14 protein-coding genes are annotated in these 14010 nt (G+C 29.8%); 4 read left to right on the top strand and 10 right to left on the bottom strand.

The window, feature by feature from the left end:
- Positions 1-24: 24 nt before the first annotated feature.
- The 6 genes from trpC to LLF98_RS08800 form a co-directional block, all read right to left on the bottom strand.
- The gene (gene trpC, locus LLF98_RS08825) at positions 25-828 is read right to left on the bottom strand and encodes an indole-3-glycerol phosphate synthase TrpC (protein WP_291702770.1); all 804 of its coding nucleotides are present in this window, start codon (positions 826-828) and stop codon (positions 25-27) included.
- Between the two features lie 29 nt (positions 829-857).
- A complete protein-coding gene (trpD, locus tag LLF98_RS08820) occupies positions 858-1868 on the bottom strand; it encodes an anthranilate phosphoribosyltransferase (RefSeq protein WP_291702769.1) in 1011 nt (336 codons plus the stop codon).
- A 94-nt stretch (positions 1869-1962) separates the two neighbouring features.
- Entirely contained in the window at positions 1963-2976 is a 1014-nt protein-coding gene (gene aroF, locus LLF98_RS08815; protein WP_291702768.1) for a 3-deoxy-7-phosphoheptulonate synthase, read from the bottom strand.
- 32 nt (positions 2977-3008) lie between these two features.
- Positions 3009-3596, bottom strand: a complete 588-nt coding sequence (locus LLF98_RS08810) for an aminodeoxychorismate/anthranilate synthase component II (protein ID WP_291702766.1) — start codon at positions 3594-3596, stop codon at positions 3009-3011.
- Entirely contained in the window at positions 3593-4984 is a 1392-nt protein-coding gene (trpE, locus tag LLF98_RS08805; protein WP_291702764.1) for an anthranilate synthase component I, read from the bottom strand. Before trpE ends, LLF98_RS08810 begins: the two co-directional genes overlap by 4 nt.
- A 918-nt stretch (positions 4985-5902) precedes the next feature.
- Positions 5903-6331 carry an Rrf2 family transcriptional regulator gene (locus LLF98_RS08800; RefSeq protein WP_291702762.1) on the bottom strand — a complete coding sequence of 143 codons (429 nt, stop codon included), beginning with the start codon at positions 6329-6331 and terminating at the stop codon, positions 5903-5905.
- Positions 6332-6626: 295 nt separating this feature from the next.
- On the opposite strand from LLF98_RS08800, the gene LLF98_RS08795 reads away from it, so the two are divergent.
- Entirely contained in the window at positions 6627-7736 is a 1110-nt protein-coding gene (locus tag LLF98_RS08795) for a DEAD/DEAH box helicase (protein ID WP_291702760.1), read from the top strand.
- A 237-nt stretch (positions 7737-7973) separates the two neighbouring features.
- Here LLF98_RS08795 and LLF98_RS08790 read toward each other — a convergent pair whose 3' ends face one another.
- Positions 7974-8276, bottom strand: a complete 303-nt coding sequence (locus LLF98_RS08790; protein ID WP_291702758.1) for a hypothetical protein — start codon at positions 8274-8276, stop codon at positions 7974-7976.
- 820 nt (positions 8277-9096) lie between these two features.
- On the opposite strand from LLF98_RS08790, the gene ltrA reads away from it, so the two are divergent.
- Entirely contained in the window at positions 9097-10899 is a 1803-nt protein-coding gene (gene ltrA, locus LLF98_RS08785) for a group II intron reverse transcriptase/maturase (RefSeq protein WP_291702820.1), read from the top strand.
- Positions 10900-10978: 79 nt separating this feature from the next.
- On the opposite strand, the gene LLF98_RS08780 is transcribed toward ltrA, so the two are convergent.
- From LLF98_RS08780 to LLF98_RS08770, 3 genes are all read right to left on the bottom strand, one after another.
- A complete protein-coding gene (locus LLF98_RS08780) occupies positions 10979-12037 on the bottom strand; it encodes a glutamate decarboxylase (RefSeq protein WP_291702756.1) in 1059 nt (352 codons plus the stop codon).
- A gap of 34 nt (positions 12038-12071) precedes the next feature.
- A complete protein-coding gene (locus tag LLF98_RS08775) occupies positions 12072-12455 on the bottom strand; it encodes a hypothetical protein (protein WP_291702755.1) in 384 nt (127 codons plus the stop codon).
- A gap of 91 nt (positions 12456-12546) precedes the next feature.
- Positions 12547-12969 carry a YmaF family protein gene (locus tag LLF98_RS08770; RefSeq protein ID WP_291702754.1) on the bottom strand — a complete coding sequence of 141 codons (423 nt, stop codon included), beginning with the start codon at positions 12967-12969 and terminating at the stop codon, positions 12547-12549.
- A gap of 222 nt (positions 12970-13191) precedes the next feature.
- Here LLF98_RS08770 and LLF98_RS08765 point away from each other — a divergent pair, with 222 nt between their 5' ends.
- Positions 13192-13521 carry a hypothetical protein gene (locus LLF98_RS08765; RefSeq protein ID WP_291702752.1) on the top strand — a complete coding sequence of 110 codons (330 nt, stop codon included), beginning with the start codon at positions 13192-13194 and terminating at the stop codon, positions 13519-13521.
- Between the two features lie 105 nt (positions 13522-13626).
- A partial coding sequence (locus LLF98_RS08760; protein ID WP_291702751.1) for a transposase occupies positions 13627-14010 on the top strand: 384 nt, incomplete at its 3' end.

Genomic DNA, 14010 nt, shown 5'->3' with positions numbered 1-14010 from the left:
ATTAATTCCTCACATATGCAAATATTAGTTATGGTTCCTAAATTCTTTATACTTAGTTTTAAACTCTGGATCATCTATGTTTCTCATGAATAATTCTCCAATTAAAACTCCATCAACCCCAAACCCTTGCATCATTTTTAAATCTTCAATGCTCATGATACCACTTTCAGCTACTACTATCTTATCTTTTGGTATGATGTTAATAAGTTCTTTAGTAGTATTTAACCCTACATCGAAAGTTTTTAAATTTCTATTATTTATTCCTATAATCTTACAATCATATTTCAGTGCTAAATCAAGCTCTTTTTTATTATGAACTTCAACTAAAGGTTCTAAATCAAATCTTTTTGCTTCTTTATAAAATTTTTCTAAACTGTTTCCTAAAACACTTACAATAAGTAATATTGCATCAGCCCCTAAAACCTTAGCCTCATAAATTTGATAAAAATCTATTATAAAGTCTTTTCTAAGAATTGGAGTATGTGAAATCCTTCTTATTTCTTTAAGATATTCATCACATCCTAAAAAGAAATCTTCTTCAGTTAAAATTGAAAATGCATCTACTCCAAGATAAGTGTAATAATTTAATATTTCTTTTATATCAAAATTTTCTACAATTACTCCTTTTGAAGGAGAAGCCTTCTTAAATTCTCCAATTACAGATAAGCCTTCCTTTTTTAATGCACTTTTAAAAGGATTCTTATAATTTGATTCTCTTTCGACTTTAACTTTTGCTAATGCTTGTTTTTCTAATTCCTTTATAGGAATTTCTTCTTTTCTTTTGTCTACTCTAATTTTTTTCTTTGCTATAATATCATCTAAAATCAAAATATATCGCCCCCTAGTTAATTTGTAGCTTATTTTAAATTTACAAGTTCTTCATACTTTTTGAAAGCACCGCCTGAATCAACAAGCTCAATAGCTTTTTTTATTCCTTCTTCTAAAGAATCAGCAAGTTTTGCAACATAAAGTGCAGCTCCACTGTTTAAAACTACTATATCTCTTGATGCTCCCTTTTCCCCTTTTAAGACACTTAAGATAATTTTTGAGTTTTCCTTAGCATCTCCACCTTTTATATCCTCTAATGTTGCTTTCTTAAATCCAAGCTTTTCTGGATCTAATTTATAAGTTATAATTTTTCCATCTTTAACTTCACATACATTTGTAGTAGTTGTTGTTGTTATTTCATCTAAGCCGTCATCACCATAGACAACCATTGCTCTTTCTAATCCAAGGTTTAATAATACTTCTGCAGCAGTTTCGATTAAAGCCCCATCATATACTCCCATAAGCTGTCCAGTAAGTGGTGCTGGATTTGAAAGAGGTCCTATTAAATTAAATATAGTTCTTGTTCCAAGTTCCTTTCTTTCCTTAGCTACATTTTTCATTGCTCCATTATACTTTGGTGCAAATAAAAATGCCATTCCATTTTCTTCAATTATCTTTTTACTTTGGATTTCATCAAAGTCAATCTTTATACCAAGCTCTGTAAGCACATCAGCACTTCCGCTTTTACTTGATACTGCACGATTACCATGCTTTGCAACCTTTGCACCTCCACTTGCTGCAATTATTGCTACAGCTGTAGAAATATTAAAAGTCTTCGCTTCATCTCCGCCAGTTCCACACGTGTCTATTAAATGTGCTGTATCTTCTATTTTAACAGGAATTAGATTGTCACGAAGTGCTTTAACTGCACCTAGAATTTGACTTGGAGTTTCCCCATTTACTCTAAGACCTATTAAAAATCCCCCAATTTGAGCTGATGTTGCTTCGCCCCTCATGATTTGATTTATTACAGCCCTTACATCTTCTTCAGTTAATACTTCCTTTAAGGCTAATTTTTTAATTGCACTATCTATTGTCATTTTTTAATCCCCCTTAAAACTTTATTATTTGCTTATTGGTTTATTTTATTTATCTTTTTTTTACTTTCATAACTTACATAAGTTATGTATTATCTTATATTTGTTTATCTTCAAATTCTGCAATTCTTTTTACTTTATCCATTAATGAATCAAATTGATCTGGTGTAAGTGACTGTGGACCATCACTTAATGCATTTTCTGGATCATTATGAACTTCTATCATAAGTCCATGTGCACCTGCACTTATTGCAGCCTTTGCCATAGGTTCTACTAAATAAGCAAATCCTCCTGCATGACTTGGATCAATTATTATTGGTAGATGTGATAACTTCTTAATTACAGAAATAGCTTGCAAGTCCAATGTATTTCTTGTTATTGTTTCAAATGTTCTTATTCCTCTTTCACATAAAATTATATTTCTATTACCACCTGCCATTATATATTCAGCTGACATAAGCCATTCTTCAATTGTGGCAGCTATACCCCTTTTTAATAATATTGTTTTATCACTTTTACCAATTTGTTTTAATAAATCAAAATTTTGCATATTTCTAGCACCAATTTGAATAACATCAACATTTTCTATGAATTCATCTAAATAATCTGTTGACATGAGTTCTGTTACTATTGGAAGTCCAGTTTCCTTTTTTGCAATTTTTAAAAGTTTTAATCCTTCAAGTTCTAAACCTTGAAAACTATATGGTGAAGTTCTAGGTTTAAAAGCTCCACCTCTTAAAAAATTAGCGCCTGCTTTTTTCACTCTTTTGGCAATTTCTACAATCTGCTCTTCACTTTCAACTGAACATGGACCTGCAATTATTCCAAGTCTATTTCCACCAACAACTGAATTGTTTATATTTATTACTGTATCTTCAGGATTAAACATTCTATTTACTTTCTTAAATGGTTCTTGTACTTTCATAATTCGTTCCACTCCATTTAAAGACTGCAATTTATCTTTATCTATTATAAAAGTATCTCCAATAGCACCAATAATACAATAATCTTTGCCTTTAGATATATTAGTTTTTAATCCTTTTCCTTCAATAATTAATTTTACTTTTTTAATTTCTGCATCACTAGCAGTTATCTTCATTATAATTACCATTAAAATAAATCTCCTTAATTGTACATACAATACTACTTTTCTAAACTGTCATTACAAATACTAATTACAAAATTTCCAATCATGCGCTTCCCATTTGGTGTGTATATTGATTCAGGATGAAATTGAAGTCCAAATACATTATATTCTTTATGCTTAAATGCCATAATATCATTATTTTCAACAGTTGAAGCTATAACTTCAAGACAATTTGGAAGCGAACTATTTTCAACTATTAGTGAGTGATATCTCATTACATCTAGCTTTCTTGGGATTCCTTCGAAAATATCTTTTCCTTTTACTTGAATCCTTGAAGTTTTACCATGAAAAATTTCAGGTGCTCTAATTACCTTTCCCCCGTAAGCTGCAGCAATACTTTGATGTCCAAGACATATTCCTAGTATTGGAATTTTATCCCCTAGTTTTTTTATTACTTCTATTGATATCCCTGCATCTTCTGGAACCCCAGGACCAGGCGAAATTACTATTCCTGTTGGATTTAATTCTTTTAATTCTTCTATAGTTATTTCATCATTTCTAAAAACTTTTATTTCTGTAAATTCACTTAGATATTGATATAAATTAAATGTAAATGAATCATAATTATCTATTAAAGCTATCATCTTAAAGCCTCCTTTAAAGCCATTAATTTATTTTGAACTTCTTCAAATTCTTTTTCTGGTACTGAATCATAAACAATTCCAGCTCCTGCTTGAAGATAAGCAGTTTTACCCTGTAATATAAGAGTTCTTATAGCAATTGCCATCTCCATATTACCGCCATATGAAAAAAATCCAACTGCCCCAGAATAAATTCCTCTTTTAAAGTCTTCAAGATCTTCTATAATTTCCATAGCTCTTATTTTAGGTGCACCAGATACTGTTCCAGCTGGAAGACAAGCTGCCAAAGCATCAAATCCATCTAACTCGTCTCTTATTTCACCAATAACCTTAGTTGTTATATGCATTACATGAGAAAATCTTTCTACTTTCATAAATTCACTTACATTAACTGTCCCTATTTTACTTACTTTTCCTATATCATTTCTTCCAAGGTCAACAAGCATAACATGTTCTGCAAGTTCTTTTTTATCTTCCATAAGTTCTTTTTCAAGAGCACTATCTATTTCAGGTGTTTCTCCTCTTTTTCTTGTACCAGCTATTGGATTTGTAATAGCCTTACCCTCCATGACTGATACAAGACTTTCTGGTGACGAACCTACAACTTGATAATTATCATAATCTATTAAAAACATATAAGGAGATGGATTTTCTTCTCTAAGTTTTCTATAGATTTCTAAAGGAGTTTTTTCTGTTTCACAAGTCATTCTTTGAGATAATACAACTTGGAAAATATCTCCGGCTAAAATATGTTCCTTTGCCTTCCTTACTTTTTCAACATAGTCTTTTTCAGAAGTATGGAACTTAAAAGTTATATTCTTTTTAGGTTCTGAAGGTTCTGTTATTGTTGGCTTATAAAGTAAACTATTTATATATTCATTTTGTGAAGAAATTATTTCATCATATTCTCTAGTATCATCTTTAAAAATATTATCTATAACATAAACCTTATGCATAAAGTGATCATAGCAAATATATCGATTATAAAAATTAAATCTTATTACTGGAACTTTTAATTCATCTTCATTTTTAAAATTAAGCTTTTTCTCATATAGCTGTATAGAGTCATATCCCATATATCCAATTGCTCCACCTTTAAATGAAAAGGAGTTAGTGCTTTTATCAAAATTTATTCTACTTTCTTTTTTAAGTCCATCTATCTCTGCTTGGCCATTACCGGAAATTTCTTTATATGGATTTTCTCCCATAAATGAATATCTTCCAAAATAATCTTCCTTAGTTCCACTTTCAAAGATAAACCTTCTACTTCCTTTAAAACCGTTAAAAATTTTTATAGGAGTAATTTCATCTCCCCTAAATTCGCTTATTAAAGAAAATACATTTTCTGATTTTTTCTTTTCATTAAAACTCTCTTTTGATATGTTAATCATAAAACTTCCCCCTTAAGTGATAAGTGAGAGTCCAAATCTATGATTTGGTTACTCGAACTTAGCTGATGACATTAGGAATCAGCATCCTTTTTATATAAAAAAGAGCCACTTCATCCCAAAATTTTGGGACGAAGTGACTCGTTATGCCACCCAAATTTAAATACAAGATATGTGATACATTGCAATTATAATTTTATATTTTGATTAATATTTATTTTGGCAATTTTAAATTATAAATTTTTTCTTAGAAAAACTTTTTATATATTCTAAAAATAATTTGCCCAAATACACATTTTCTTAATCAAAAAATATAAACAAAAAACATCTCATCCTAACCAGGACGAAATGCTACAATTCCGTTATACCACCTAATGTATATACTTTATCAGATACCAATAATGAGATTATCAACTTAAAGAAACTTTACAACATGCTTCTTGCATTAAAATACAAATAAAGTTATGTTTATACTTCTCACAATTTATATCCTGTCATTTTAACGGCTGACTTCCCGTACATTTCTACTCTTAAAAATTTCAAAATGTCACCTCAAAGACCCATTCAATAATATCTACAGTATTCGAATCTCACCAACTTCGAACTCTCTTTACACTAAGCATTATTATCTACTATTCTTATCACAGGCTTTAACTTTATATTTATTATATGCATATTTTATAAATATTTCCACTCCGATAATACATCAAATTTCAAGCATTATAATATTTTTTCTTTAGAATGCTTACTAGATCTACATATTACTAAACATCTCAAAATATATTAAAAAGTATTAAAATAACATAAACAACATAAGTCTACAATAACAGTAGGCCTCTTCATAACTTTACATATACATAGTATAGAAAAATATATAATTCCACATAAAAAGTCTCACTTTATGGCATACACCTAAATATATTATATATAATACATATCTTCTTTATTGTTATTTTTATAATCATTAAGTAAATCTTCTAAAGTTATAGAATTAAAAAATGAACTTATCTTATTATTTATAACATTCCATAAGTTTTCACTTATAAAATTTTCTATTGCATTTTCATCTTTTTCTACATCAATTAAAAGCAAATCTCCTTCTAAAACACTTAAAATATCCCCAATTGTGAATTCTCTAGCGCTTTTAGCCAAAAAATATCCCCCTTGAGCTCCTTTTTTAGCATTTATTATTCCACCTTTTCTAAGTAAAGAAAATATTTGCTCTAAATATCTTTCTGATATTCCTTGTCTTTCTGAAATACTTTTTACTGTCACCATTTCAGCTGACGAATATAAACAGATATCTATTAATGCTCTTAATCCATATCTACCTTTTGTTGAAATTTTCATAAAACCACCATACTTTAGCCTTTCTCTTTACTCTAATTATATTAAGTTATGTTTAAAAAATCAAATACTAACATATATATTGCTTTTCTATTTAAATTTAACATATTTTATTGTTTTGTAACGCTATTTTTTAAAATAAATATTTTTATTAATTGACTTTTATAAATAAGTACCTATATTATATAGAATAGTGCTTAGTTAAAATTAAAATACTAGATTAATATATACCAAAGCTAAAAATCTGCTTAGTACTTGGTTATCTATAAATCTTAGGCATATGAAAGGTATGAAGAATATGAATTTTAAACAATTAGGTCTTAGTGATGATTTAATAAATATATTAAAAAGTACAGGAATTGATACTCCTACCCCGATTCAGGAACAAAGTATATCTCTTATAAAAGAAGGAAAAGATATAATTGCAGAAGCAGCTACTGGAACTGGTAAAACTCTTGCTTTTTTGCTTCCTCTTTTTGAGAATATAAATTCAGAATCAAATGAAATTCAAGATCTCATATTAACTCCAACAAGAGAACTTGCTATTCAAATAACTAACGAAGCTAATAAGCTTAAAGAAGCTAAAAGCGTAAATATCTTAGCCACTTATGGTGGAAAAGACATTGCATCCCAGTTAAAAAAGTTAAATAATAATATTCATTTAATAATTGCAACTCCAGGTAGGCTTTTAGATCATCTAGAAAGAAAAACAATTGATTTAAGTAAATTAAAGACTTTTATTTTAGATGAAGCAGATCAAATGCTGTTAATGGGCTTTAAAAATGAAGTTGAAGCAATTATGAAGCTAATGCCTAAAAACCGCCAAATGCTTTGTTTTTCTGCAACTATGGATTCATCTGTAAAAAAATTAGCATATAGATATATGAATGATCCAAGTATTGTTTCTATAAAAAAAGAAGAAGTTACTTTAAGTGCCATAAAGCAAGATGTAGTTGAAACTACTGATAGAAATAAAAGAGAGGCTTTATGCAAAGTATTGGATGAAGATAATCCATTTATGGCTATTATATTTTGTAGAACTAAAAGAAGAGTTGATGAACTTGAAGTAATTTTACATACCCGCAACTATAATTGTGTAAAATTACACAGCGATATTCCACAAAATAAAAGAGAGCGAATAATGAAGTCTTTTAGAAATGCTGACATTCAATATTTAATTGCAACAGATGTTGCAGCAAGAGGCTTAGATATAAATGGAATAACTCATATTTATAACTATGATATACCAGAAACCGTTGAAAGCTATATTCATCGTATAGGTAGAACTGGTAGAGCTGGAGAAAGTGGTTATACATGCATGTTCATAGATCCTAAAAATATGAGAGATTTAGAACAAATTGAAGACACCATTGGATTTAAAATTCCTAGAAGAACTGTAGAAATTTAAATATATATAAGTTTATTCATTTTAATCTATATTATATTCTCGTTATTGTTAACGTGATGAATTGTATATTAGTGTAGTTAAATTAGATAAATAGAGGAGCTGTCTCAAAAGTCTATGTTATGAAATTAAAATTTTAAAAATTTAATTTAAGCCAACTAATTCTAATACAGCTCCTTATCAAATTAAGAATATTATAAATCATTTCAAAGAAAATAACAGTCCGAATATGCATCTTAATTAATGATGGAAACTAACTTTGCTTAAAGAATTTAATACTGGGTTATTCTTTAAATGCTCCAATTCCTTACGTAAATCACGAAGGAGTAAAAATACCATATCACGACTAACACCGTGACGAATTAAAATACGTTGTACGGTTATATTCTGACGATTGCTTGGGAGTGGGTAGGAGGCAATTTGCCAGCCATGCATTCTCAAACGATCAGAAAGATCGTAAAGTGAAAATCCAGTTGCATTTTCATCCTTTAGGGTATAACAAACTGCGGGGATACCACCGTGACCATCATATAATATTTCCAATAAATCTATTTTTCTAATCTGTTCTCCTAAATACTGGGCAGTATTGGCACAGTGTGACTTGTTGCTAGACAAAGATAAGCGAAGGTTTATTACAAAACTAGCCTAATTAGCTGATTAAATTCAGAAATTAGAACTATTATTATGATAGGTAGAATGATAGGGTAACGCCTTGAAATGCCTTCCCAAAGGATACGACTTGCCTTTAATTAAGTAAATAGTTTTAGGTAAGAAGCTCGTTAAAACGCCTTAGAAATCACCCTAACAAATGAGTAATCATGTTGAGGAAAACCGAGTTAGAGGTAACCGAGTGATATAGGGCTAAGGTCTATAAAATATCTATGGTTAGTATGTCTTATAAAAGACTGACAAAGTTAGGAATGTACGGGTCTAAAAATACAATGTGTAGAAATGCACATAACACATAAAGTGTAATAAGTGTGGATTAGTAAACTTTATGCCTATGAAAATCCATATAGTGTTACAGGCACTATCAAGCTTATAGGCTCAAACTAACGACCTACGGATATATGTAAAGATAATAATAATGGAACAAGGAAAGTTTGGAATGTGGAGACTTTACTATCGGTGAAGCATTGGTAAGGAAAATGTATAACATATAACTTATCTTAATCCAAAGGAGTGTAGTGGCATGAGCATAGAAGTTTCTGTAATGGAAATGGAGCAATAGCCACAAGGCAAATTTATATGAAATATTAAATACTAAATAATATTCAAGGTTCGAGTATGACTAAGAGATGCCAAACTCCATAAAGGGGGATTAACAGACTTGAAGGAAAGCTTAGACTTAAAGAAACGACAAATGCTAAGAAATAACGAATATTACTCAATGCAGAATACTTTTGATAAGTTACATGAACAGTCATGTAATGATTATAAATTCAGAAACTTAATGCAATATATATCAAAGGAGGAGAATATACTTCTAGCTTATAGAAATATCAAGAAGAATAAGGGTTCAACAACTGTGGGAACAGATAATCTTGATATTACTCACTATAAAGAATGGGATAAAGATAAATTCGTTAGCTACTTTCAAAATAAATTAGCTAATTATCATCCTAAAAGTGTTCGTAGAGTTGAAATACCCAAATCAAATGGTAAAACTAGACCTTTAGGGATACCATGTATGGATGATAGGATTATACAGCAATGTATAAAACAAGTATTAGAGCCAATATGTGAAGCCAAATTCCATAATCATAATTATGGTTTCAGACCTAACAGGTCAACAGACCATGCTATAGCAAGAAGTATATTCTTAATGAATAGAAATAGCTTGCATTATGTAGTGGATATTGATATTAAAGGGTTCTTTGACAATGTAAATCATGCAAAGTTAAAGAAACAACTCTGGAGTATGGGTATTCAAGATAAAAACTTAATAAGCATAATTGGCAAAATACTTAAATCAGAAATACAAGGAGAAGGAATACCAACAAAAGGAACGCCACAAGGTGGTATAATAAGTCCTTTGTTATCTAATGTTGTACTCAACGAATTGGATTGGTGGATTAGCTCACAATGGGAAACATTTGAAACTAAACACAATTATCTATTTGATAGAAAAACATACATTGACCATTCAAATAAATATAGAGCCATAAGAAAATCTGAACTGAAAGAAATAATGCTAGTACGATACGCAGATGACTTCAAGATTTTCTGTAGAGATTACGACACCGCCCAAAGGATATATAAAGCAACTAAACAATGGTTAAAAGAAAGATTGGATTTAGATATAAGTCCTGAAAAATCTAAAATAACCAATGTAAGGAAGAATAGAACTGAATTTCTAGGTTTTGCCTTCAAAGTAAAACCCAAATCAAATAAATACGTCTGTCAAAGTAATATGAGTGATAAAGCCAAGAAAAACACAATTAACAAAATAAAAGACCAAATAAGAATAATACAAAAGAACTGTAATAGTAAAGAGGTATCAAAACTCAACTCTATTATACTGGGTAGTCACAATTATTATAATAGTGCCACCAATGTAAGTTTGGACTTTGGCGAAATCAATTTCTTAGTAACAAAAACTTTGGATATAAGATTAAAGAATTATGTTACAGATAAACCTAAAAAATCTGAAACTTATAATAAATTATACGGTGACTACAATGGTAAAATCAGAACCATTCAGAATGTAACTCTTTTTCCTATTTACGGATGTAAAACTAAACCACCAATGTGCTTTAGTCAAAACATCAATAATTATACAGTAGAAGGTAGACAACTCATACACAAGAAATTAGGAGGATTCAAACACCTAATGGAATATTTGTTAAGGAGTAACAATGACTCACAATCTATTGAATATAATGATAATAGAATCTCGTTGATAGCAGGGCAACAAGGCAAATGCTATGTTACTGGAAGTCAATTAGAAATAGGAAATATGGAATGTCACCATAAAAAACCAAAAGTTTTAGGTGGAACTGATGACTATAAAAACCTAGTTTGGATATGTGAAGAAGCACATAAACTAATTCATAGTGCCAAACAAGAAACCATTGAAAAGTACATGAAAATCTTAAATTTAGACGATAAAGGTTTCAAAAAGGTTAATTCTTTAAGAAAGCAAGTAGAAAATTTAGCTATATAGTTAAGTAATATAAATTTGTTGGACTGCGGAATGAGGTGAAAGTCTCACGTTCCGTATGGAGTGGGGGAAAACTCGGAGATTACTTCAAAGAGTTACCTATCACTAATTCATTCTGAATTGCTGTGTATCCCTCATGACCCAATCTCAAAAAATTGTAATACTGAGCAATAACTTGACCAGCTGGCCGTGAAAAATTTAGGGCAAAGGTTGGCATTTGTCCTCCTAAATAATCAACATTAAATATTAATTCCTTAGGCAAGTCTGCCACGGTCCTCCAGATGATCCAACCAACACCAAGTGGAGCCATACCAAATTTATGACCTGATGCATTAATAGATTTAACCCTGGGAATACAAAAATCCCACTTGAGGTTTTTCTGTATAAATGGAGCAATGAATGCTCCACTAGCTCCATCTACGTGAATCGGTATATCGAATCCAGTTTCATTTTGAATCACATCTAGAGCTTTAGCTATATCCTGCACAGGTTCATATATACCAGTAAATGTGCTACCCAAAGTTGCCACTACTCCAATTGTGTTCTCATCGCAATAATCTTTTAGTTGATCTGGATTCATACCTAACTCATCACACATTAGCGGAATTTCTCTAATTTCAACATCAAAGTAACGTGCAAATTTATGCCAGCATATCTGTACAGGTCCACATACAAAGTTAGGATTATTTGTAGATTTTCCTTGAGCTTCACGACGCTTACGCCACTGCCATTTAAGTGCTAAGCCTCCAAGCATTGCTGCCTCGCTAGATCCAGTTGTTGAACATCCAATTGTGTCTTTTTTCTCAGGTGAATGCCAAAGATTCGCCAATATATTCACACATCGTTGCTCAATTTCAGCAGTTTGCGGGTACTCATCCTTGTCTATCATATTTTTATCTATTGCCAAATCCATGAGATCACGTACTTCGTCTTCAATGTATGTAGTACAAAATGTTGCTAGGTTTTGACGTGCATTTCCATCCATAAAGAGCTCGTCACACACCAATTGTCGAATAACTTGAGGATTTGAAACTTTTTCAGGTAATTCATTTTTCGGAAGCTGAGTCTTGAATATTGAATTAGTATAAAGGTCGTCAAAACCTTCTTCATATCTCTTTTTTTTATAATGATGCAATGTCATATCTTATCCCACCTCTCTTATAAATAATATTATTTTAACTATTAAATCTGTAATTAATGTATCTTACAAAAATAAAAATTTCAGTTGATAAAGGAATTCCTAGAATTTGATTTTCATTTACTATATATCTATTCCACTCATTATCTACTTCATCCTTCTTTTTATCTCCAACTTTTAGAAGTCTTAGAATATACTTTTGTCCGTCTATGATAACCACTTTACCAAATACTAAATTTTGATTATTTAACTCATCCCAAGATACTCCTTTTAAAATGTTTCTATCACAAATCAAAAGTTTCTTAATATTATAATTAATTTCTATCCAATATAGTTTGTTTTCATCACTCTTATCACTATTTTTGATTTCTATTTTTTCTCCAATATATTCATAAACATCATCGTAATATATATAAATCACACTCTATTCTAATACAGAGTGTGATAAATTTATTTTAATTTTAAAATTTTATTTAACTAGTCACATGGTAAACTAAACAAAACCTTTAAATTTAACATTTTTTATCTTCAGGTACATTAGTAGGATCTTCAATTAGAGTAGCGAAATAATAATCATGAGTATGATTATTCTCTTCTGCAGGACCTGTTGTACCTTTTAGTAAATGAATGTGTTTTCCATCTGGAAGATAAAGAGCTGGACCTGTAGTATCACAAATTTTATGAAAATGATCACCAAAAGTATCTGTATACTCCTCTACTTTGTGAACATGAGATTTACCATATCTAATTGGAGGACCAGTCACACCAGCAATACGATGATTGTGTTCTACACACTCATCATCCTTTGCATAATCTGTACTTGATAGAAATTCATGATTATGATTTTTTACTTTATAGCAATTTTCTTTATACTCTTTATCATCTGTATTTTCTTTATAATAACGTTCCTTACATTTGTTATTATTACATCCCATTGAAATTTCCTCCTTAGTTATATTAAGATACTATATATTATGTTCATTTACATATTTATGTGAATAAAATAAAATGAAATTATATGCAATTACATAGGGAGGATAATTCCGTGGTTTATTAAGGTAAGAAAAATTTTCTGTCAACAAATCATTATTTTCTAAGTAACATAATGAATATTATTATGGTTATTACGTAAAATACAACAGAAAGGTGGTTATATAATGAAAAAATTCACTATGTCATTATTAATTTTAATATGTTTATCATTTAATATACTTCAAGTAACGTCTGCTAATTCATCCAATGTCTTTAAGGAAGGTATTTATAACATAAGTGATTTTAATCTTTCATCAGATAATCTTTATACTGTTCAAAATGTTTCTGATAAAAATGATCTTTATATACTCATTTTTGATGAGAATAAAATTGGATTACAATATATACGATTAACTACTAAATCACAAAAATACAATATGGTACCTCTCAAACCTACTTACAAACTTGTAGTACTTGGTGAAGGAGAAGCCTTTATTGATAAAGTTCACTCTTAAAAGAGGCTGTTGCAAAACTAACAAAGTTAGTTTTGTAGCGGCTCATTTTTTTGATATAAAAAAATGTGAATTCCGAAGAACTCACATTGATTGTATAATTAAATTATGCGACTAACTAAATCATACATTAAAAATTATAATGAGTTTAATGATAATTTTCAACTTATATTACCATTAAATTTAGAAAACTTAATACCAGAAGATGATTCTGTCCGCTTGCTAAGCCATGTATTGGAGGGATTAGATTACAGAAAGTTGTATAAGGCGTACTCTTCCGTTGGAAGAAAACCGGCAGTGGAACCTAAAATCATGTTCAAAATAATATCATATGCTTATTCTCAAAATATTTATTCAAGCAGAAAAATAGAAAAAGCATGCAAAAGAGATATAAATTTCAGGTGGTTACTTCAAGGCTATAAAGCACCTGATCATGCTACAATTAGTAGATTTCGTAAAGACCATCTTTCAAATGAAGTAATTGAAGATTTA

The organism is Clostridium sp. (genome assembly GCF_021372645.1).
Taxonomy (GTDB): domain Bacteria; phylum Bacillota; class Clostridia; order Clostridiales; family Clostridiaceae; genus Clostridium.
This window is presented reverse-complemented; position numbering and strand designations above follow the sequence as displayed.